The organism is Nonomuraea sp. CA-218870, from assembly GCF_050936535.1.
Taxonomy (GTDB): Bacteria; Actinomycetota; Actinomycetes; order Streptosporangiales; family Streptosporangiaceae; genus Nonomuraea; species Nonomuraea corallina.
In genome coordinates, this window is sequence record NZ_JBNJMN010000001.1 from 4,987,573 (window position 1) to 5,008,635 (window position 21,063).

22 protein-coding genes and 1 pseudogene are annotated in these 21,063 nt (G+C 70.5%); 7 read left to right on the top strand and 16 right to left on the bottom strand.

Going from position 1 to position 21,063, the window contains the following annotated elements; translation table 11 throughout:
• Positions 1-160: 160 nt before the first annotated feature.
• The 4 genes from ACQEUU_RS24040 (at position 161) to ACQEUU_RS24055 (ending at position 4,083) form a co-directional block, all read left to right on the top strand.
• The gene (locus tag ACQEUU_RS24040) at positions 161-1,822 is read left to right on the top strand and encodes a class I adenylate-forming enzyme family protein (RefSeq protein ID WP_433069581.1); all 1,662 of its coding nucleotides are present in this window, start codon (positions 161-163) and stop codon (positions 1,820-1,822) included.
• 166 nt (positions 1,823-1,988) lie between these two features.
• The gene (locus ACQEUU_RS24045) at positions 1,989-2,405 is read left to right on the top strand and encodes a hypothetical protein (protein WP_433069584.1); all 417 of its coding nucleotides are present in this window, start codon (positions 1,989-1,991) and stop codon (positions 2,403-2,405) included.
• A 22-nt stretch (positions 2,406-2,427) separates the two neighbouring features.
• On the top strand, positions 2,428-2,784 hold the full coding sequence (locus tag ACQEUU_RS24050) for a nuclear transport factor 2 family protein (protein WP_433069587.1): 357 nt from the start codon (positions 2,428-2,430) through the stop codon (positions 2,782-2,784).
• Positions 2,785-2,955: 171 nt separating this feature from the next.
• Positions 2,956-4,083, top strand: coding sequence for a hypothetical protein (locus tag ACQEUU_RS24055; protein WP_433069590.1), 1,128 nt, complete (start codon positions 2,956-2,958; stop codon positions 4,081-4,083).
• Positions 4,084-4,169: 86 nt separating this feature from the next.
• Here the strand turns inward: ACQEUU_RS24055 and ACQEUU_RS24060 are convergent, their stop codons facing one another.
• Complete coding sequence (locus ACQEUU_RS24060; protein ID WP_433069593.1) at positions 4,170-4,403, bottom strand: hypothetical protein; 234 nt, start codon at positions 4,401-4,403, stop codon at positions 4,170-4,172.
• Between the two features lie 74 nt (positions 4,404-4,477).
• Between ACQEUU_RS24060 and ACQEUU_RS24065 the strand changes: the two genes are divergently transcribed.
• The gene (locus tag ACQEUU_RS24065) at positions 4,478-5,086 is read left to right on the top strand and encodes a Uma2 family endonuclease (RefSeq protein WP_433069595.1); all 609 of its coding nucleotides are present in this window, start codon (positions 4,478-4,480) and stop codon (positions 5,084-5,086) included.
• Between the two features lie 68 nt (positions 5,087-5,154).
• Here the strand turns inward: ACQEUU_RS24065 and ACQEUU_RS24070 are convergent.
• Positions 5,155-5,355: pseudogene (locus ACQEUU_RS24070) on the bottom strand (hypothetical protein); the annotation flags it as partial.
• A 416-nt stretch (positions 5,356-5,771) separates the two neighbouring features.
• Here ACQEUU_RS24070 and ACQEUU_RS24075 point away from each other — a divergent pair.
• Positions 5,772-5,942, top strand: coding sequence for a hypothetical protein (locus tag ACQEUU_RS24075; RefSeq protein WP_433069598.1), 171 nt, complete (start codon positions 5,772-5,774; stop codon positions 5,940-5,942).
• 94 nt (positions 5,943-6,036) lie between these two features.
• Here ACQEUU_RS24075 and ACQEUU_RS24080 read toward each other — a convergent pair whose 3' ends face one another.
• A complete protein-coding gene (locus tag ACQEUU_RS24080) occupies positions 6,037-6,270 on the bottom strand; it encodes a hypothetical protein (protein WP_433069601.1) in 234 nt (77 codons plus the stop codon).
• Between the two features lie 101 nt (positions 6,271-6,371).
• On the opposite strand from ACQEUU_RS24080, the gene ACQEUU_RS24085 reads away from it, so the two are divergent.
• A complete protein-coding gene (locus tag ACQEUU_RS24085; RefSeq protein WP_433071962.1) occupies positions 6,372-6,953 on the top strand; it encodes a Uma2 family endonuclease in 582 nt (193 codons plus the stop codon).
• 40 nt (positions 6,954-6,993) lie between these two features.
• On the opposite strand, the gene ACQEUU_RS24090 is transcribed toward ACQEUU_RS24085, so the two are convergent.
• The 13 genes from ACQEUU_RS24090 to ACQEUU_RS24150 all read right to left on the bottom strand — a co-directional run bounded on the left by ACQEUU_RS24090 (position 6,994) and on the right by ACQEUU_RS24150 (position 20,964).
• Positions 6,994-9,549 (bottom strand): phenylalanine--tRNA ligase subunit beta, encoded by a 2,556-nt coding sequence (locus ACQEUU_RS24090; protein ID WP_433069604.1) that lies wholly within the window; start codon positions 9,547-9,549, stop codon positions 6,994-6,996.
• The gene (gene pheS / locus ACQEUU_RS24095) at positions 9,549-10,589 is read right to left on the bottom strand and encodes a phenylalanine--tRNA ligase subunit alpha (RefSeq protein WP_433071964.1); all 1,041 of its coding nucleotides are present in this window, start codon (positions 10,587-10,589) and stop codon (positions 9,549-9,551) included. The genes ACQEUU_RS24090 and pheS overlap by 1 nt, the downstream gene beginning before the upstream one ends.
• A 120-nt stretch (positions 10,590-10,709) precedes the next feature.
• On the bottom strand, positions 10,710-11,792 hold the full coding sequence (locus ACQEUU_RS24100; RefSeq protein ID WP_433069607.1) for a sensor histidine kinase: 1,083 nt from the start codon (positions 11,790-11,792) through the stop codon (positions 10,710-10,712).
• Between the two features lie 50 nt (positions 11,793-11,842).
• Positions 11,843-12,646, bottom strand: a complete 804-nt coding sequence (locus tag ACQEUU_RS24105) for a TrmH family RNA methyltransferase (RefSeq protein ID WP_433069610.1) — start codon at positions 12,644-12,646, stop codon at positions 11,843-11,845.
• 84 nt (positions 12,647-12,730) lie between these two features.
• Positions 12,731-13,114, bottom strand: a complete 384-nt coding sequence (rplT, locus tag ACQEUU_RS24110; protein WP_148031211.1) for a 50S ribosomal protein L20 — start codon at positions 13,112-13,114, stop codon at positions 12,731-12,733.
• A gap of 24 nt (positions 13,115-13,138) precedes the next feature.
• Positions 13,139-13,333 (bottom strand): 50S ribosomal protein L35, encoded by a 195-nt coding sequence (rpmI, locus tag ACQEUU_RS24115; RefSeq protein ID WP_270158903.1) that lies wholly within the window; start codon positions 13,331-13,333, stop codon positions 13,139-13,141.
• A 125-nt stretch (positions 13,334-13,458) separates the two neighbouring features.
• The gene (gene infC, locus ACQEUU_RS24120) at positions 13,459-14,067 is read right to left on the bottom strand and encodes a translation initiation factor IF-3 (RefSeq protein ID WP_433071966.1); all 609 of its coding nucleotides are present in this window, start codon (positions 14,065-14,067) and stop codon (positions 13,459-13,461) included.
• A gap of 345 nt (positions 14,068-14,412) precedes the next feature.
• On the bottom strand, positions 14,413-15,267 hold the full coding sequence (locus ACQEUU_RS24125) for a shikimate dehydrogenase (RefSeq protein WP_433069615.1): 855 nt from the start codon (positions 15,265-15,267) through the stop codon (positions 14,413-14,415).
• Positions 15,268-15,298: 31 nt separating this feature from the next.
• Positions 15,299-16,462 (bottom strand): endolytic transglycosylase MltG, encoded by a 1,164-nt coding sequence (gene mltG, locus ACQEUU_RS24130; protein WP_433069618.1) that lies wholly within the window; start codon positions 16,460-16,462, stop codon positions 15,299-15,301.
• Positions 16,463-17,200: 738 nt separating this feature from the next.
• A complete protein-coding gene (gene ruvX, locus ACQEUU_RS24135; protein WP_433069621.1) occupies positions 17,201-17,671 on the bottom strand; it encodes a Holliday junction resolvase RuvX in 471 nt (156 codons plus the stop codon).
• A 1-nt stretch (position 17,672) separates the two neighbouring features.
• The gene (alaS, locus tag ACQEUU_RS24140) at positions 17,673-20,345 is read right to left on the bottom strand and encodes an alanine--tRNA ligase (protein WP_433069624.1); all 2,673 of its coding nucleotides are present in this window, start codon (positions 20,343-20,345) and stop codon (positions 17,673-17,675) included.
• Positions 20,346-20,362: 17 nt separating this feature from the next.
• Entirely contained in the window at positions 20,363-20,593 is a 231-nt protein-coding gene (locus ACQEUU_RS24145) for a hypothetical protein (RefSeq protein ID WP_433069627.1), read from the bottom strand.
• Positions 20,590-20,964: a DUF948 domain-containing protein gene (locus ACQEUU_RS24150; protein ID WP_433069629.1), complete on the bottom strand. Its 375-nt coding sequence runs from the start codon at positions 20,962-20,964 to the stop codon at positions 20,590-20,592. Before ACQEUU_RS24150 ends, ACQEUU_RS24145 begins: the two co-directional genes overlap by 4 nt.
• Positions 20,965-21,063 lie beyond the last annotated feature (99 nt).

Here is a 21,063-nt window from a genome sequence, read left to right on the forward strand (position 1 = left end):
GCACTGCAGAGGATGGATATGCAACCCGCTCACCGTATATCGAGACCATGACGGAACCCTCACCGTGGTGGGCCGCCCCGGTGAACCGCTGTCTAGCGCAACGTACCTACCGGTCGGTACTGTGATGTACCCGACAGCCGTCCCGTGGGAGTTCTGCGCCATGAGCCTTTCGCATGCCCAGGTCGAAGCCCAGCTCACCGGACCAGGTCAGCTCTTCGAGATGGAGGAGATCGGCGATACCGGCATCCGGACCTGGAAGCACGCGCCCACCCACTTCCGCCAGCTACTGGAGAACAGCCGATGGCACGGCGAGAAGGTCTTCCTCGTCTACGAGGACGAGCACGTCACCTTCGAGGAGCACTACCGGCGCGCCGCGAGCCTCGCCAACCGGCTGATCGCCGACTACGGCGTGCGCAAGGGCGACCGGGTGGCCGTCGCCATGCGCAACTACCCCGAATGGTCGATCGCCTTCTCGGCCGTGCTCGCGGCCGGCGCCGTCGCGGTGCCGCTGAACGCCTGGTGGACCGAGCCGGAGCTGGCCTACGGCGTCCTCGACTCCGGCGCGAAGGTGATCATCGCCGACGACGAGCGGGCCCTCAGGCTGGCCGGCACGGGCGTGCCGATGATCGTCGCCAGGGGCGAGGCGCCTCCCGGCGCCCGGACGTTCGCGGAAGTGCTCGGGGAGGTCAGGGCCGACGTCACGCTGCCCGAGGTGGAGCTGTCCCCCGACGACCCCGCCACCATCTTCTACACCTCCGGCACCACAGGGCGGCCCAAGGGCGCGCTCGGCAGCCACCGCAACCTGGGCCAGTCGCCGATGACCGTCGCCTACGGGCTCTACCGCGCTGCCGCGATGACCGGCAAGGACCCCGGCGAGGCCACGGCCGTACGCCGGGTGACGCTGCTGACCGTGCCGCTGTTCCACGTCACCGGCTGCTTCTCGGCGCTGACCACGACCCTGTTCAGCGGCGGCGGCCTGGTGCTCATGTACAAGTGGGACCCGGGCCAGGCGCTGAAGCTGATCGAGCGGGAGAAGGTCAGCGCCATGATCGGCGTGCCGACCAACGCCTGGCAGCTGATGTCCCATCCCGACTTCGCCAAGCACGACCTGTCGTCGCTCAACACCCTCGGCTACGGCGGCGCGCCCGCCCCGCCCAAGCTGCTGGAGCGCATCACCGAGAACCTGCCCGCCCGCGCCGCGTCCAACGGCTACGGCATGACCGAGACCACCGCGCTGGCCATCGGCAACGGCGGCGCCGACTACCAGACCCACCCCGACAGCATCGGCAGGCCCTCCCCCGTGGTCGACGTGCGCGTGGTCGACCCGGCGAACGCCGAGCTGCCGCCCGGCGAGGTCGGGGAGCTCTGCGTACGCGGCCCCAACGTCATCCTCGGCTACTGGAACAAGCCGGAGGCCACCGCCGAGACGTTCGTCGACGGCTGGCTGCACACCGGCGACCTGGCCAGGATCGACGAGGACGGGTTCGTCTACATCGTCGACCGGGCCAAGGACATGCTGATCAGGGGCGGCGAGAACGTCTACTGCGCCGAGGTGGAGGCCGCGCTCTTCGAGCACCCGGCGGTGGACGACGTGGCGGTGATCGGCGTCCCGCACGACGAGCTGGGCGAGGAGGTGGGCGCGGTGGTCCGGTTAACGCCGGGCGCCTCGGCCACCGGCGAGGAGCTGCGGGCGTTCCTCGGCGGGCGGATCGCCGCGTTCAAGGTGCCGGTGCGGTTCTGGTTCCGCGAGGACGAGCTGCCGCGCAACCCCGGCGGCAAGATCCTCAAGACCCGTCTGCGCAGGGAGGTCCTCGGCGCCTGACGACGCGCGAAGCGGCCCGCCCTCGACCGGTGGGCCGCTTTTTCATGACATATCGCCAGGTCAGCATGTCTGCACCAGATCGCATTACCTTCCACGTAATCGCGTGGCCTATGTGCTCGCTGGCACCGTTGCGGGTGTCGGAGCGAACACCTAAGGAGACGCGAGAATGAGCACCCCCACCAGTGACCTCACGGGCACCACCACCGGCCGCGCCGGCTTCCTGCGGCTCGTGCTCGCCGTGGACGCCGTCGTCACAGGAGTCAACGGCCTGGCCTACCTCGCCGCCGCCGGCCTTCTGAGCGACCTGCTCGGGCCGGACGCGGGCCTGCTGCGTGGGATCGGGATCTTCCTGCTCGCGTACGGGATCGCCGTCGGTCTCCTCGCGGGCCGCCGCCAGGTCAGCGAGGCGGGCACCCGGGTCGTGGTCGGTCTGAACGTCGTCTGGGCACTGGCAAGCATCGTCGCGGTCGTCACCGGTCTCCTCGCGTTCACCACGATCGGCGCGGTGTGGGCGATCCTCCAGGCCCTCGTGGTCGCCGGGTTCGCCGTGCTGCAGATCGCCGGTCTCCGCAAGCTTCGCTAATCACCTGAAAGGCTGATAAATCATGACGAACCTCGTCGAGCGTTACATGGCCGCCTGGAACGAGACCGACCCCGCCGCCCGCGCCGAGGCCGTGGCCGGCGTCTGGACCGAGGACGCGACGTACACCGACCCGCTGGCGGACGTCGCCGGGCACGCCGGCATCGCCGCCGTCATCGAGGGCGCCCAGGGGATGTTCCCCGGCCTGGTCTTCACCCCCGGCGAGCTGTACGACGCCCACCACGGGATCGCCCGCTTCACCTGGCACCTCGGCCCGGAAGGCGGGGAGCCGGTGGCGACCGGCTTCGACGTGGTGGAGCTGGCCGAGGACGGGCGCATCAGCAAGGTGCTCGGCTTCCTGGACAAGGTGCCGAGCGTCTGACCCTTCTCCCTCATGGCCCTCGCCCCGGCGGGGGCTTCCGCTTGCCACTCCGATGTTTCCACGGACGGTCATGGACTTGTCATGTGGAAGTCAGTAAAGATCTAACTTGCAGCTTTAGCGTCATTTGCGCTCAAGAAAGATCAAAGAAGGGTACGTAACGTACACATGCGGGTGGCATACGCACTACTCACGGCAGTCCTGGCTTCGGCCCTCGTCAGCAGCGCCTCCGCCGCCCACGCGGCGCCGCGCCCCGAGTTCCCCGCGGAGGTGTACGGCGGCGCCTGGCAGGCGGGACACGTGCAGGGGATCGCGGTGGACGAGAAGAAGGGCTTCATGTACTTCTCCTTCACCAACCTGCTCGTCAAGACCGACCTGTCCGGCAAGCCCGTCGGCTCCGTCACCGGCTTCACCGGCCACCTCGGCGACCTCGACTTCAACCGTCAGGACCGCCGGGTGTACGGGTCGCTGGAATACAAGGACGCGCAGGCGTTCTACATCGCCATCTTCGACGTCGACCGCATCACCAGCCTCGGCATGGACGCCGAGACCTCCGACGTCGTGACCGCCGTCCACCTCAAGGAGGTGGTCGACGACTACAGCGCCGACATGAACGGCGACGGCGTCTTCGACGGCAACGTGGCCGACACCCCCGACCACCGCTACGGCTGCAGCGGCATCGACGGCGTCGCGTTCGGCCCCGAGTTCGGCAAGCGGCACGGCAAGCAGAAGCTGACCGTGGCCTACGGCGTCTACTCCAACACCGCGCGCCAGGACAACGACCACCAGGTGCTGCTCCAGTACGACATCACCAAGTGGCGCAAGTACGAGCGCCCGCTCACCCAGAGCGCCCCGCACACCTCCGGCCCGGCCAAGGTCGACGGGAAGTACTTCGTCCGCACCGGCAACACCCGGTACGGAGTCCAGAATTTGGAGTACGACGGCCACACCGGCAAGTGGCTGATGGCCGTCTACAAGGGCGCCAAGCCGCAGTTCCCCAACTACTCGATGTTCACCGTCGACGCCGCCACCCGCCCGGTGCGCGGACCGATCGAGGGACAGCCGCAGCCGGAGCAGGGCGACCTGCTCACGCTCGCGCCCGAGGGCCTGCACCACGAGGCGTCGGGCGTCCGCGGCTGGGAGTCCTCCGGTGAGTACGGGCTGGCCTCGCTGGACGACGGCCGCTTCTACCTGGTGGACGCCGGCACCGTGACCGAGGACGGCGTCACCAAGCAGACGGCCCACTCCCGCCTCCACCGCTGGACCGGCAGCACTCCGACCCCGTTCGAGCGGCTCCCCTAGCCATCCGGCACAGGGCTCCGTACCGGCGAAGCCGGGGAGCCCCCGGCGCGGGCCCCGCCACCGCAGCGGCGGGAGCCCGCGCCACATCAGCCCTCCTCGCGCCACCCCTCGAACCACTCGGTCAGCTCGTCCACCTTGGCCAGGCTCTCCCCGGCGAGCCCTTCCACGACGACGAGCCACTGCGCGTCCTCGGCGTCGTCCTCCCCTGCCAGCGTCTCGCGCACCACCCGCGGCACGCCCAGGCCAGGGAACCACTCGCCGAGCGTCGCCGCGACCTCCTCGGCGTCCTCACGCTCATGGAAGACGAGTAGCTGCCTCATGAACGGCATTCTGGCAGCAAGCCAGAGCCCCGCGTTCACGGACGGTGAGCGGGGTACGTTGCTACCGTAAGACCATGACGGCCGAAGCGGTGAGCATTGCCATGGCGCCAGAGTCCTCGCTGCCCGACTGGATCTTCCCTCCCCCCGAGGGCTTCACGGCAGAAGACCTCGATCACCTTCCGCATTTGCCTGCGCACACGGAGTTGATTGACGGAAGCTTGGTCTTCGTGAGCCCGCAGCTGGACTTCCACACCTCGACGATCTACCTGTTGGAAGCCGGTCTGCGCCGTGCTGCTCCGAAGGGCTACCGCGTGCGCCGCGAGATGAGCGTCAAACTCGGTCCCAGACAGCGCCCGGAGCCGGATCTGATCGTTCTCAAGCCCGGCGCCGACGTCCGCTCCTCAGCCACCTACTACTCGGCCGGCGACGTCGCCCTCGCCGTCGAAGTGGTGTCCCCCGAATCCGAGGAGCGCGACCGCAAGCGCAAGCCCCTGCTCTACGCGGAGGCGGGCATCCCGCACTTCTGGCGGGTCGAGAACGACTCCGGCAGGCCTGTCGTCTACGTCTACGAGCTCGACCCCGCCACCCGCGCCTACGTGCCCACGGGCATCCATCACGACCGCGCCAAGATGACCGTCCCGTTCGACATGGACATCGACCTCGCCGAGATCGACACGATCTGACGGAAAAGGGCCGGTACTAACCCGTACCGGCCCTTGACTCGTCAGGCGGAGCGCAGCTGGGCGCCGACGCGGAACCGCATCGCGTACGCGAGCGACTTGTTGCCCTCGCCCACCTGGGCTCCGGTGTAGACGTCGAACAGCCGGACCGACTCCAGCAGCTCGCCCGCGCCGTCGCGGAGCGCCACCTCGACGTCCGCCACCGGGGTGAAGTCGGGCACGATCAGCGCGACGTCCTGGGCGGCGACCGGGTAGGCGGAGATGGCCGGCGCCTGGACCGGGCCGGGCAGGGCCGTCTCCAGCCGGGTCAGCTCCAGCTCCATCGTCGCGCCCGCGCTGGGCGGCTGGATGGTGGCCGAGCTGGGGCCGGCGGCCGCGTACGGGCCGGACGCCGCCAGCTTCCTGCTCTCGATGGCGCTGCTGTGGCGGATCGGCTCGCGCCCGCCGGCCGCGGACGCGGCGCCGGCCTCGCTCCGCTCCCTGGTCGAGGGCGTCCGCTACGCCGTCCGGCGCAGGGATCTCATGGGCGCCTACCTCGTGGACATCGTCGCGATGGTGTTCGCCATGTCCACCGCGCTCTTCCGCCGAGCAGTACGGAGCCGAGTCGGCGACCGGGCTGCTGTACTCGGCGGGGGCGGTCGGCTCGCTCTCGACCGGCCCGATGCTGGGCAACACCCGAGCTTCACTCATGAGCCAGCTCGGCGGGACGAGGTTCTCGCTGGGCGCGGGCGGCGTGCTCTGCGTGGCCGCGGTGGCCGCCCTCGCCGCCGCCCTGCCGTCGTTCCGCCGCTACGACTCCCGTACCGACGAGCACGCCCTGGCCGAGCGGGAGCGCCGAGCCGAGCAGGCACCCGCCTGACCACCGCGTTTCGAGCGCCTTCGGTGAGGGCGCCGGCCGAGCCGGTAGCCCTCGGCGCGGCCCCCGTCACCGCAGCGGCGGGGGTCGGCGCCGCTCACCCCTCCTCACGCCATCCCTCATGGCGCTCGACCAGCTCGTCTACCCGGGCCAGACTCGCCTCGTCGAGCCCCGCCACGACGACGAGCCACTGCGCGTCCTCGGCGTCGTCCTCCCCTGCCAGCGTCTCCCGCACCACCCGGGGCACACCCCGCTCCGGAAACCACTCGCCGAGGGTCTCGGCGACCTTCTCGGCGTCCTCACGCTCATGGAAGACGAGTAGCTGCCTCATGAACGGCATTCTGGCAGCAAGCCAGAGCCCCGCGTTCACGGACGGTGAGCGGGGTACGTTGCTACCGTAAGACCATGACGGCCGAAGCGGTGAGCATTGCCATGGCGCCAGAGTCCTCGCTGCCCGACTGGATCTTCCCGCCTCCGGAGGGTTTCACAGCCGAAGACCTCGATCACATACCGCAACTGCCTGCGCACACCGAGTTGATTGATGGAAGCTTGGTGCTCGTGAGCCCGCAGGCGTCCTTCCATACGCGCACAGTCGACCTTCTCGTCGCCTCACTCCGGCGTACGGTCCCCTCCGAGCTGCGCATACGGCGCGAGATGAGCATCATTCTCGCCAAGGACCAGCGGCCGGAGCCGGACATCAGCGTGATCCGCGCAGAGGCGGACGAGAGCCCTGAGCAGACGTACTATCGCGCCCGGGATGTCCTGCTGACGATCGAGGTCGTCTCGCCGGAGTCCCGCTCGCGCGACCGCAGGCGCAAGCCGCTTCTCTACGCCGAGGCGGGCATCCCGCACTTCTGGCGGGTCGAGAACGACTCCGGCAGGCCGGTCGTCTACGTCTACGAGCTCGACCCCGCCACCTGCGCCTACGTCCCCACCGGCATCCACCGCGACCGGGTCAAGGTCACCGTCCCGTTCGACATGGACATCGACCTCGCCGAGATCGACACGATCTGACGGAAAAGGGCCGGTACGAACCCGTACCGGCCCTCGTTCGTCAGGCGGAGCGCAGCTGGGCGCCGACGCGGTCGGCGGCGAGCGCCACCGCCGCGTCGCGGGCGGCGGAGATCTCCTCGGCCGTCAGCGTGCGGTCAGGGGCGCGGAACCGCATCGCGTACGCGAGCGACTTGTTGCCCTCGCCCACCTGGGCTCCGGTGTAGACGTCGAACAGCCGGACCGACTCCAGCAGCTCGCCCGCCCCGTCGCGGAGCGCCGCCTCGACGTCCGCCACCGGGGTGAAGTCGGGCACGATCAGCGCGACGTCCTGGGTGGCGACCGGGTAGGCGGAGATGGCCGGCGCCTGGACCGGGCCGGGCAGGGCCGTCTCCAGCCGGGTCAGCTCCAGCTCCATCGCGGCGGTGCGCGGCGGCAGCCCGTAGGCCTCGATGACCCGCGGGTGCAGCTCGCCCGCGTGGCCGACGAGCAGGTCGCCGAGGTAGAGGGCGGCGCACCGGCCGGGGTGCCACGGTTCGTGCTGGTCGGCCACGACCGACAGCTCCAGCCCGGCCTCGGCGGCGACGATCCGCCCGGCCTGCACCGCGTCGGCCCAGGATGCCTCGCGGCCCCGGCCCCACCAGCCGGAGCGTTCGAACTCGCCGGCGAGCACCACCGCGACCCGCCACGGCTGGTCGGGCAGCGCCGCCTCGATCGAGGCCAGCTCCTCCGCGGTGGGCCGCCGCTCGACCCCGAGCACCGGGGCCGTCTCGGGGGCGCCCTCGCGCGGCCGGTAGACGGAGCCGGTCTCGAACAGGGCCACGTCGGCGAAACCGCGCCCGGCGTTGCGCACCAGGGTCTTGAGCAGCCCCGGCAGCAGCGTGGTGCGCATCAGCGGCTCGTCCTCGCCCAGCGGGTTGGCCAGCCGCGACGCGCGGCGGCGGGCGTCGTCGGCGGGCAGCTGCAGCCTGTCGAAGTCGTCGGCGCTGATGAACGGGTAGGCGAGCACCTCGGCGTAACCGGCCTCGGCCAGCGCCCGGCCGACCCGCCTGCGCAGCCGCTGGCCCTCGGTGAGCCCGGCCCCGGCGGGGGCGCTGGGCAGCACGGACGGCAGCCGCTCGTAGCCCTCCAACCTGATGACCTCTTCGGCGAGGTCGTTGGGGTCGGTGAGGTCGGGCCGCCACGACGGCGGGGTCACCGTGATCATGTCGTCGCCCTTGACGGCCAGCTTGGCCGCCAGCTCGCCGCCGGTGACCACGCCGGTCGGGTCGACGCCGCCCTCGCGCACGGCGGGGTCGTCGCCGTCGACGACGACGCAGCCGATCTGCTCCAGCCTGCGTACGACGGTCTCTCGAGCGTACGGCATGCCGGCGATGTCGCCGGGGTGGCTCGCGGGGATCGACACGCGGCCGGGCCGGACGTCGACCTCGGCGTGGGTGACCCCGGGCAGGATGGTGGCGCCGCCGAGCTCGGCCAGCATGTGCACGGCCCGCCAGGAGGCGACGAGCGGCAGCTCACGGTCGACGCCGCGCTCGAACCGCTTGGACGCCTCGGAGACGAGGTTGTGGCGGCGGGACTCGCGGGAGATGCCGGTGGCCGAGAAGTGGGCGGCCTCGATGACGATCTCGGTGGAGCCGTCGGAGATCTCGGTCTCCAGGCCGCCCATGGTGCCGGCCATGGAGATCGGCCCCGACTGGTCGGTGATGAGGATGTCGTCGGGGTCGAGATCGCGCACGACGTGGTCGAGCGTCTCCAGCCGCTCGCCCGGGAACGCCCGCCGCACCACGATCTCGCCGGTGAGCTTGGCGGTGTCGAAGGCGTGCAGCGGCTGGCCGAGCTCCAGCATGAGGTAGTTGGTGATGTCGACGGCCAGGGACACCGGCCGCATGCCGGCCCGGCTGAGCCGGGTCCGCATCCACAGCGGGCTCTTGGCCTCCGGGTCGAAGCCGGTGACCTGGCGCAGCACGAACCGGTCGCACGCGGTCGGGTCCTCGATGTAGGCAGGCCAGGCCCGGGTGGTCTCCTCGGGCAGCTCGACGTGGGCCGGGTCGCGGAACTCCACCCCGAACGCGATCGCGACCTCGCGGGCCACGCCCCGGATCGACAGCGCGTAGCCGATGTCGGGGGTGATCTCCAGCTCGATCACGTCGTCGCGCAGGCCGAGCAGCTCGACCACGTCGGCGCCGATGGGCGTGCCGGCGGGCAGCACCATGATGCCGGCGTGGTCGTCGCCCAGCCCGAGCTCGCGCTCGGAGCAGATCATGCCTTCGGACATGCGGCCGTAGGTCTTGCGGGCGCCGACCTCGAACCCGCCGGGCAGCACGCCGCCGGGCAGCACCACGGGCACGCGGTCGCCGGCCGCGAAGTTGGTGGCGCCGCAGACGATCTCCCGCGGCGTCGCCTCGCCGACCTCGACCCTGCAGTGGCGGATCGGCTTCTTGAAGCCGGTCAGCTCCTCGATCTCCAGCACCTCGCCGACCACGACGTTCTTGACGTCGTGGCCGTGGGAGGCGATGGACTCCAGCTTGAGCCCGGCGGCGGTGAGCTTGTCGGCCACTTCTTGGGCGGTGACCGCCGGGAGATCGACATACTCCCGCAGCCAGGAAAGCGGGACCTTCATCAGATCTCCATTCCGAACGGGAGCGTGAAGCGCACGTCTCCCTCGATCATGTCGCGCATGTCCTCGGCGTTGTGGCGGAACATCAGCGTCCGCTCGATGCCCATCCCGAAGGCGAACCCGGAGTAGACCGACGGGTCGATGCCGCAGGCGACGAGCACCCGCGGATTGACCATGCCGCAGCCGCCCCACTCGATCCAGCCCTCGTTCTTGCAGGTGCGGCAGGGCGGGTTGCCGGGCACCGCGGAGGCGCCGCGGCAGACGAAGCACTTGAGGTCCATCTCGGCGGACGGCTCGGTGAACGGGAAGTAGTTGGGCCGGAACCTGGTGGTGATGCCCTCGCCGAACATGACCTCGGCGAACCGGTCGAGCGTGCCCTTGAGGTGGGCCATGGTCAGGCCCTTGTCGACGGCCAGGCCCTCGGTCTGGTGGAAGACGGGGGTGTGGGTGGCGTCGAGCTCGTCGGTGCGGAAGGTCTTGCCGGGCGCGATCGCGTAGCACGGCACGCCGCGCTCCAGCAGGGCGCGGATCTGCAGCGGCGAGGTCTGCGTGCGCAGCACCATGCCCGAGTCGGTGGAGCCGACGAAGAACGTGTCGTGCTCGGACCGGGCGGGGTGGTCCTTGGCGATGTTGAGCGCCTCGAAGTTGAACCACTCGCCTTCGAGCTCGGGGCCCTCGGCCACCTCGTAGCCCATCGCGACGAACGTGTCGGCGATGCGCTCCTGCAGCGTGGTCAGCGGGTGGCGGGCGCCGCGCGGCCGGCGGTCCCACGGCAGGGTGACGTCGACGGTCTCCTCGACGAGCACCCGCGCGTCGCGCTCGGCCTCCAGCTCGGCCTGCCGGGCGGTGAGCGCTTCGTTGACGGCTCTGCGGGCGGCGCCGACCCGCTTGCCCGCCTCGGCGCGGGCGGCCGGCGGCAGGGCGCCGATCTCGCGGTTGGCCAGGGCCAGGGGCGAGCGGTCGCCGGAATGTGCGAGCCTGGCCTGCTTGAGTGCGTCGAGGCTGCCGGCCGCCTTGATCGCCGCGATGGCGTCGGCCTCCATGCGGGACACCTCGTCGGCGTGCAGCGGGGTGACCTCGACCGGGTCGTAGTCAGACAAGAGTGAGCTCCGTATCCAGGGCTTGAGCGGGAAAAGTCTAGTGGTGGCCCACCGGTCCCGGCGTCACGCGAAGTCGGGCGTGCCGGTGGGCACGGTAAATCGGAACTCCGCCCCGCCCTCGGGCGCCTGCTGCACGGTGATGGTGCCGCCATGGGCCTCCACCAGCCCCTTGACGATGAACAGGCCGAGACCGGTGCCGCCGCGCTTGCGGCTGTTGCCGCGCCAGAACTGCCTGAAGACGCGCTGGGCCACCTCGGGCCTGACGCCCTCGCCCTGGTCGCGCACCGACACGGCGACTCCCCATCCCACGGACTCGATCTCGATCGTCACGGTGCCGCGACCGTGACGCAGCGCGTTCTCCACCAGGTTAGCCAGGATCTGGTCAACCTTGTCCTGGTCAAGCCACATCTCGGGAAGATCGTCACCCGCGATGAGGCGGAAGCGGTCCTCCTGCTCCCCCGAGGCGACCCGCCCGGCGACGACCCTGCGGGCCCTGGCGGGCAGGTCGACGACCTGGCGGCGCAGCTCCAGCCGGCCGGACTCGATGCGGGAGACGTCGAGCAGCTCGGTGATGAGCCGGGTGACGCGGTCGGCGTCGTTGTTGACGGTCTCCAGCATGACGAGCTTCTGCTCTTCGGTGAAGCGGCTCCACTTGGCCAGCAGCGTCGCGGTGAACCCCTTGACGCTGGTCAGCGGCGAGCGCAGCTCGTGGGCGACCGTGGAGACCAGGTCGGCGCGGCTGCGCTCCAGCCGGGCGCGCGCCCCGCCGTCACGCAGCGTGATCGCCACCCGCTCGACGTCGCCGCACCGCTCGGGCTCGCGCACGAACCGCGCGGCCACGTACACCTCCTGGCGGCCGGGCAGGTGGAGCGGACGCTCCGGCACGCGGCTGCGGGTGCGGGGGCCGCGCTCGGGGTCGAGCGCCTTCCACCAGTCGCGCCCGTCGTTGTCGCGGAACGGGAACATCTCGGCCATGTCGCGGCCGACGGCGCGCTCCGGCGTGACGCCGGTGAGCCGGGCGGCGGCGCGGTTGACCGCGAGCACGCGGCCGAACCGGTCGGCGACGATCAGGCCGTCGGGAAGGTCGTCGATCGCTATCGTGCACGCGGCGGCAACCAGCCGCCCGTCGGTGTCTGCGCCGTGCACGAGCTCGCCTCCTCCGCCTTCAAGGCCGACAATAGCGGGTTTCCCACCGCCTAGGGCACTCGCTGAGCCCTGGCGGAGGAGTACAGGCACACCGCCGCGGCGGTGGCCAGATTGAGGCTTTCGGCCTGTCCGTAGATGGGTACGCGCACCACATCGTCGGCCAGCCCGAGCACCTCTTCGGGAAGGCCCCACGCCTCGTTGCCGAAGATCCACGCGGTGGGACCCGACAGGTCGACGTCGTCGAGCGTGTGACGGCCCGCGCCGTCGGCCGCGAGCACGCGCAGGCCGTGTTCCTTCAGCCGGCGCACGGTCTCGGCGACCGGTGCGCCGATGGCCACGGGTACGTGGAACAGGCTACCCGCGCTGGCGCGCACGCACTTGCCGTTGTACGGATCCACGCTCGCATCGGTGAAGACCACCGCGTCGGCGCCCGCGGCGTCGGCGGCGCGCATGACCGTCCCGGCGTTGCCCGGGTCGCGCACGTGCGCGAGGACGGCCACCAGTCGCGCCGGCCCCGGAAGGGCCTCGGCGAGCGGCACGTGCACCGGACGGCAGACGGCCACCAGGCCCTGCGGGGTGACGGTCTGCGACAGCTCGGCCATGACCTCGCCGCTGGCCCGGTGGACGTGGACGTCCTGGGCGGCGGCGGCGGCGATCAGCTCGGGGTGTCGGGCCTCGGCCTCGGCCGTGGTGAACAGCTCCAGCGTGATCCCGTCCAGCTTGAGCGCCTCGCGCACCGCCTGCGGGCCCTCGGCCAGGAACTTGCGGTCCTGGTCGCGGAAGGCGCGCTTGGTGAGCCTGCGAGCCGCCTTGACCCGCGGCGACCGGACGTTGGTCAGCTCGGCTCCGGCCATCTCACTCCTGGGTGTGCGTGGAACCTGTGGGTGTGCATGGAAAAGGGCCCACCACCGGGGTGAGCCCTTCCCGCGAAATTCAGGTCAGCCCGCGGCCGGCGCGTTCACGTTCGCGGGCAGCGCCTTCTTGGCGGCCTCCACGAGCGTGGCGAAGGTCTGACTGTCGTTCACCGCGAGATCGGCCAGGATCTTGCGGTCCACCTCGATGTTGGCCAGGCGCAGGCCCTGGATGAGGCGGTTGTAGGTGATGCCGTTCTGCCGAGCCGCGGCGTTGATCCGCTGGATCCACAGCCGGCGGAAGGCGCCCTTGCGGTCCTTGCGGTCCCGGTAGGCGTACGTCATCGAGTGGAGCATCTGCTCCTTGGCCTTGCGGTAGAGCCGCGACCGCTGGCCACGGTAACCGGTTGCCCGCTCGAGAACGACCTTGCGCTTCTTCTTGGCGTTGAGCGCCCGCTTCACGCGTGCCATGATTCTTCTCCCCGGGGGTTCGCGCTACTTGGCGAGCAGTTTCTTGATCTTCTTGGAGTCGGCGTCGGAAAGGACGACCTCGTTCTTGAGACGGCGCGTCAGCTTAGACGACTTCCACTCGTTGTAGTGAGCGCGGTTGGCGCGGCGGCGCTTCACCTTGCCGGTGCCGGTGAGCCGGAACCGCTTTTTCGCACCGCTGTGCGTCTTCATCTTCGGCATCTCGCCGTCTCTCCTCATTCGGTCGTGCCGGTGGCCGGGCCGGTGGCGGGCCGACCCGGTCTCGGCGTCTTCGTCTTGCGCTGGCCGCTCGGGAACGCGCCGGCGAGGCCGGCGCGAGCCGCGGGTCACACCTCCTGTGCGGAGGGCTCCTCGCTGCCACGCTGCGCCTTGGCGGCGGCCTTCTCGGCCTTGGCCTCGGCCTTCTTCTTGTGCGGACCGATCACCATGATCATGTTACGGCCGTCCTGCTTGGGCTGGGACTCCACGAAGCCGAGCTCCTGGACGTCCTCCGCGAGCCGCTGCAGGAGCCTGAACCCCAGCTCGGGCCGGGACTGCTCGCGGCCCCTGAACATGATCGTGACCTTGACCTTGTCCCCGGCCTTGAGGAACCGGACCACGTGACCCTTCTTGGTCTCGTAGTCGTGCGGGTCGATCTTCGGCCGGAGCTTGATCTCCTTGATGATCGTGTGCGCCTGATTCTTGCGCGCCTCGCGCGCCTTCATCGCGGACTCGTACTTGAACTTGCCGTAGTCCATGAGCTTGCACACGGGCGGTCGAGCCGTCGCCGCGACCTCGACGAGGTCGAGGTCGGCTTCCTGGGCGAGCTTGAGTGCGTCGTGGATGGACACGATGCCCACCTGCTCGCCGTTCGGGCCCACGAGGCGTACCTCGGGAACTCGGATACGCTCGTTGATGCGGGGCTCAGTGCTGATGGGGCCTCCTAGGTTTGCGATCCCTACGTGCTCGTCGTGCCGGGAACTCCCGCGGAAAACGCGAAAAGCCCCGCACGTCGCGCATGCGGGGCCACTGAGCTCTTCGGCGTCGTGGCCTTCAAGCTCCCCGGAGTAGTCCGGCGTGATCCTTGACCCGGCCGCCTTACGGCCGCTCGGGTGGGAGGGAGACCTCCGCTTGCGCGTCCAGCACTGTCATGCCGGACCGATCAGAGAGCTACATTACCACAACCACGGAGCGTCCTCGAATCTTCCCTGCGTACGGGGTACGCCCTGGCTCCTCGACACCGGCGTCGTCTCCGAGGTGAGAAAGCGCAAAGGACTTCGACGGCCTGGACGTGACGACCGTCAACCCGTTCGAGTGGCCCGTCTGAGGATCTCGGCCTCGCCGGCCGCGCGCATCGCCGCCACCGGGACGTCGGCCCGGCCCGTCATCAGCTCCACCTGGCGCGCCGCCTGGTGGAGCAGCATCGGAAAACCGCCGACCACGATGCCGCCCGCGGACGCGACGGCCGCCGCCGCCCGGGTCGGCCAGGGCGAGTAGACCACGTCGAACAGCGCCGGCGCCCCGGCCAGCCGGTCGGCGAACACGTCGGCGGCCCCGCCGGGCAGGGTGGAGACCACCAGGTCCACCTGGGTGGCCGCGGCCAGCTTGTCGAACGTCTGCACCGCCAGCGCCACCCCGAGCCGCTCGGCCGCCCCCATCGTCTCGCCCGCCCGCGCCGGGTCGCGGACCACCAGCGTGGCCTCGTACAGGCCCAGGCCGCGCAGCGCGGCCAGCGCGGAACAGGCGGTGGCGCCGCCGCCCAGCACGGTCGCCGAGCGCGGCGCCGGGACGCCGGCCTCGGCCAGGGCCCGCTCGATGCCGTGGACGTCGGTGTTGTCGCCGTGGGCGGCGCCCCCGGCGAACACCACCGTGTTCGCCCCGCCGACCTCGACCGCCAGGTCGGACACGGTGTCGAGCAGCGGCAGCACGGCCCGCTTGAGCGGCATGGTCAGCGACAGCCCGGCCCACGTGCCCGGCTCTTCGCGCCCTTCGCCCCGGATCGGGCGCAGCTCGCGCAGCAGGGCGGGCAGCGCCGCCTCGTCACACTCGAACGCGTCGTAGCTCCAGCCGGACAGCCCCATCTCGCGGTAGGCGGCCCGGTGCAGGTGCGGCGAGAGCGAGTGGGCGATCGGCGAGCCCATCACGGCAGCTCGCATGCACCCCCCTTTCGGCCCGCCATCATACGGGTCAGCCGCCCGCCGAGTTGCGCCGCAGCTCGGCGAGGAGCGCCTGCCGCTCCGCCTCGGTGGTGGCGAACTTGGTGACGTTGCTCTTCGGGTCGGTGGCGACGAAGAACAGCCACGGCCCCTTGGCCGGGTTGAGCGCCGCCTCGATGGCGTGGTCGCCGGGATTGGCGATCGGGCCGGGCGGCAGGCCGAGGTACTTGTAGGTGTTGTACGGAGACTTGATCTCCAGCTCGGCGTGGGTCGCCTGGGTACGGTAGCGGCGCCAGGCGTACATGACCGTGCTGTCCATCGCCAGCTTCATCTCGGGCTCGTGGTTGAGCCGGTTGTAGATCACCCGCGCGATCTTCGGCATGTCCTCGTGACGGCCGGCCTCCGCCTGGATGATGCTGGCGATGGTGACGATCTCGTGCGGGGTGTAGCCCATCTTCTTGGCGCTGCTCTCCAGGTCCACCTGCTCGGCGGCCTGGTTGAAGCGCTCCACCATCTGCGCCAGCATCTCGGCCGGGGTGGCGTCCGGCTGGAAGTCGTAGGTGGCCGGGAAGGCGTAGCCCTCCAGGTTGCCCTTGGCGTAGCGGGGCAGGCCGAGGTCCTCGGCGCTCTTGGCCGCGTTCTCGAACTCCTTCGGCGCCTTGCCGGTCTTCTCCGCGAGCTGCTTGAACATGTCGGAGAGCCGCAGCCCTTCCTTGATCGTCGCCTTGGCCACGATCAGGTTGTCCGGATCGAGCAGTTTGACCGCCTCGGCGGCGGCCATCTGCTTGCGCAGCTTGTACGTGCCGGGCTGGAGCGAGGAGCTCTTCTTCGCGTTGTCGATCGCGTTGATGAAGGCCTTGGCGCTGGCGACGACCCCCTGCCGCTGCAGCTCCGCGGCCACCTCCGAGGCGCTCTGGCCGTCCTTGATCTGGATCACGACCTCGCCCGTGCCCTGGCCGGTGTAGTCGTCGGGCACCAGCGCGTCGCTGAACCATCGGTAGCCGTAGTAGCCGCCGCCGCCGATGATGCCCGCCAGGATGATGAACGCCAGCAGCGGGGCGAGGAAACGGCCCCGGCTGCGGCGGCGGCGCCGCCTGCGGCCCCGCCGGCCGTTGCCTGCCCGGCCGCGCCGCCGGCCACCGCCGTCGTCGTCGTCGGAGCCGAGGAGGAAGTCCATGTCGTCGACATCGTTCATGCGTGAGCTGGCCAATCTCCCGGTACTGCAAGCCGTGCGCCGAGGGGGAGCGCCTGGCGGTGGGGGGTCACCGAGCGGATGAGGGGGACGCGCCGGTCACACCGTGACGACCGGCCAAGGTCACTGTGGGTAGCCATGCTAGAGGATGGAAAGAGCGTGTGTGTCCCGGCTCGGTAGCGTCGCCTGAGAAGTCCGGCGTTCTCCTGAGCTGGGGTGAGCGGCCCGGTGAGCATCAGTTCGTCCCGAGTTTCTCGTTCAGCTCTTTCCGGTATCTCACGAATTCGCTCTCTTTGTCGGTGAATTTGGTGATTCTATGCACCTGAGGCGGGCCACCAAACCTGCCTCCCCCTCGTCGCGCCGTCCGTCCGCCGCCCGGCGGGCGAGCACACAGGTCACGGAACGTCACGGGCACACGACGGTACGGGGCCTCCGTCCCGGTGTGAACGTGCCCGACCACTTTAGCGATCTTCGACGGCGAAGGTATCTTCACGGGCGATACGACCGAGTCCCCGGCGGGACTCGTCCTGAGGCCGTCCCGGGCCCGGTGCGAACCGGACATGACCGGCGCCTGCCTCTGCCGGTGAACCTCCCGCGACAGCTCTCGCGACGGGGTCAGCCGTGAGGGGGTCAGCTGTGACGGCGGCCTGCGGGCAGGCCGGGACGCGGCGCCGCGAGGGCCGGTGGGCGCGCCGAGCGGCGGGTGGGTGAGGGTGGTGAGTGGGGGTGGCCGACGGCCCGTCATGAGGCGGGGTCGCCGGGCGGGGTGACGGGGTGACCCGGCGGCCTCTCCGTGGCCCGCTCGGAGTCGAGGGCGTCCTGCAGCAGCACCACCGCCGCCGCCTGGTCGATGACCCCGCGCTGCTTCTTGGCCCGCACGCCGCTGGCGCGCAGCCCGTGCTGGGCCGCGACCGTGGTCAGCCGCTCGTCGAAGAGCCGGACCGGCGTCGGGGCCAGCCGGCCCGCGAGCAGGCCGGCGAACTCACGGGCGAGGGCCGCCGCGGGTCCCTGGCGCCCGGACAGCGACGTGGGCAGCCCGACCACCACCTCGATCGCCTCGTACTCGGCGGCCAGGGCGGCGATGCGGTCGAGGTCGCCCTTGCCGCGTCTGACGGTCTCCACCGGCGTGGCGAGCATCCCCGAAGGGTCGCTGCGCGCCACGCCGATGCGTACGGACCCGACGTCGACGCCGAGCCGTGTGCCGAACCTCATGTCAGCCGAGTTGCTCCGTGATGGTCTGTTCGACGAGCCGAAGCGCGTCGCCGATCGCCTCGGGGCGGCTGCCACCGCCCTGCGCGACGTCGTCCTTGCCGCCACCGCCACCTCCAAGCGCCTTGGCGGCGACGCCGACCAGCCTTCCGGCCTTGAGCCCGCGCTCGCGTCCCGCCTCGTTGACCGCGGCGACCACCACGGGCCGGTCGGAGGGGACGCCGGCGACCACGATCACCGCCGGCCGGTCGGATGGGAACCTGCCGCGTACATCCAGCGCGAGCTTACGCAGATCGTCCGCGATCGTGCCATCAGGCGCGCGGTGTGTCACGACGGATACTCCACGCAGGTCAGCCGCCTTGGCGGCGAGCTCGGCCGCCACCTGCAGCACCTGCGCCGAACGGAGCTTCTCCAGCTCCTTCTCCGCCGTGCGCAGCCGGGTGACGATGCCCTCGACGCGCTCGGGCAGCTCCTCGCGGCGCGCCTTGAGCTGCTCGGTGAGCTGGGAGACCAGCACGCTCTCACGCGCCAGGTAGCGGAACGCGTCGATGCCGACCAGGGCCTCGACGCGGCGCACGCCCGCGCCCACCGACTGCTCGGCCAGCACCTTGACCAGGCCGAGCTGGCCGGAGCTGTGGACGTGGGTGCCGCCGCACAGCTCGCGGGAGTAGTCGCCGATCTCGACCACCCGGACCTCGTCGCCGTACTTCTCGCCGAACATCGCCAGCGCGCCCATCGCCCTGGCCTCGGCCTGCGAGGTGTAGAAGGCGTTGACCTTGAGATCGTTGACGAGGACCGCGTTGACCTCGTCCTCGACGTCGCGCAGCACGCTCGCCGGGACCGCGCCTGTGGAGGTGAAGTCGAAGCGGAAGCGGCCGGGCGAGTTCTCAGAACCCGCCTGGGCCGCGGTCTCGCCGAGCGCGTTCTTGAAACCGCGGTGGACCATGTGGGTGGCGCTGTGGCTGCGCGAGATCGCGCGCCGCCGCTCCAGGTCGATCTCGGCGTGCGCCTCGTCGCCGGTCCTGAGCTCGCCGCTGCGGATCTTGCCGCGGTGCACGACGAGACCCGCGATCGGCGTCTGCACGTCGAGGATCTCGACCTCGGCGCCGCCGGTGCGGATGACACCCTGGTCGGCGAGCTGGCCGCCGCCCTCGGCGTAGAAGGGGGTGCGGCCGAGCACGACCTCCACGGTGGCGCCGGCGCCCGCCGCGGGGACCGGGGTGCCGTCCACGAGGATGCCGACGACGGTGGTGTCGGTCACGGTCTCGTCGTAGCCGAGGAACTCGACCTTGCCCGCCTGCTCCAGGAGCCGGCCGAAGACGGAGATGTCGGCGTTGCCGGTCTTCTTCGCCGCCGCGTCGGCCTTGGCCCGCTCGCGCTGCTCCTTCATGAGGCGGCGGAAGCCATCCTCGTCGACCTTGAGGCCCTGCTCGGACGCCATCTCCAGGGTGAGGTCGATCGGGAAGCCGTAGGTGTCGTGAAGCTGGAAGGCCTGCTCGCCGGAGAGCGCGGAGCCCTTCTTGCGCTTGGTCTCCTCGACGGCCACGTCGAAGATCGCGGTGCCGGTGCGGAGCGTGCCCAGGAACGACGCCTCCTCGGCGTCGATCACCGCGTGGATCTGCGGCGCGTCGGCCTTGAGCTGGTCGTACTGCTCCCCCATGACGTTGATCGCCACGTCGGTGAGGGTGTGCATGAGCCGCTGGTCGCCGGAGCCGAGCAGCCGGAGGTTGCGGACCGTGCGGCGGATCAGGCGGCGCAGGACGTAGCCGCGGCCCTCGTTGCCCGGCATGACGCCGTCGGCCACGAGCATGGTGCCGGCCCGCACGTGGTCGGCGATGACGCGCAGGCTCACGTCGGTGCGCGCGTCGCGGCCGTAGCCGGTGCCGGTGAGCTCGGCGGCCTTGTCGAGGATCTTGTAGGTGGTGTCGATCTCGTAGATGTTGTCGACGCCCTGCAGGATCGCCGCCATGCGCTCCAGGCCCATGCCGGTGTCGATGTTCTTGCTGGGCAGCTCGCCGACGATGTCGAAGTCGACCTTGGAGCGGACCTCGCCGAGCTGGTACTGCATGAACACGAGGTTCCACACCTCGAGATAGCGGTCCTCGTCGGCGACCGGGCCGCCCTCGCGGCCGTACTCGGGGCCGCGGTCGTAGTAGATCTCCGAGCACGGGCCGCCGGGGCCGGGCACGCCCATGTGCCAGTAGTTGTCCTCCAGGCCGCGGCGCTGGATGCGGTCGGCGGGCAGGCCGACCTTGTCGTGCCAGATGGCGAACGCCTCGTCGTCGTCCTCGTAGACCGTCGCCCACAGCCGGTCCTCGGGGAAGCCGAAGCCGCCCTCGGACTCGGGCTTGGTGAGCAGCTCCCAGGCGTACGGGATCACCTCGGCCTTGAAGTAGTCGCCGATGGAGAAGTTGCCCAGCATCTGGAAGAACGTCGCGTGACGGGTCGTCTTGCCGACCTCGTCGATGTCGGGGGTCCGCACGCACTTCTGGGCGGTGGCCAGCCGTGACGCCGGAGGCTTGCGCTGCCCCAGGAAGTACGGCTTGAACGGCACCATACCCGCGTTGACCAGGAGAAGCGTCGGGTCCTCAGCGATCAGGCTGGCCGAGGGCACTACTTTGTGCCCACGCTCCTCGAAGAAGCGCAGGAAGCGGCGCGCGATCTCTGCCGACTCCATGGTGGCCATCCTTTGCGTTAGTCGTTGTGATCAGGTTTGTCGAGACCGAAACGGGCCCGCAACTCGATTTCGCGGCCGGCGGCCTCGCCGAGCGCGTCTGACGTAAAGTCTCTCACCTGTTCGAGCATGCCCGCCGCGTTGTGCACGGTCTTGCGGGCCACGTGGTTGGGGTGGAGCGCCTGCAGCTTGCGCATCACCCACATCGACAGGAACGCGCCGAGCGACAGGTAGAACAGCCGTCTGATCATCGCCGCCGCCCCGTCCTGCGCGGCCTGCGGGCCTCGATGGCCCGGCGCACGCCGTAGCCGAGCGACGAGACCTTGATCAGCGGGCCGGTGAAGACGGTCTGGGTCACGGCGCTGAGCTTGGCGGCGTGACCGCTCACCTGCTTGACGTCCCTGGCGATGGACTCGACGGCGATGAGCTGCCGGTTGGTCTCGTTGACGGTGAGGCTCATGTCGTCGAGCAGCGGCGTCAGGCGGGCGTTCAGCTCGGAGACCGCCTTCGTCGTCTCGGTGAGCAGTCTGGCGAGCTTGACGAGCACCATGACGAGAACGCTGACCAGGACCACCCAGCCCGTGGCCGCGATCAACCCGGCGACCTCTCCAGCGGTAAGCATCCGCGCATCTCCCTCGTACGCTGGGCCGGAACGCCAAGACCCTATCGCGTCCGGCGGACCAGGTCAGTGAGCGCGGCGACCGTGACCGCCCGGCGGCCC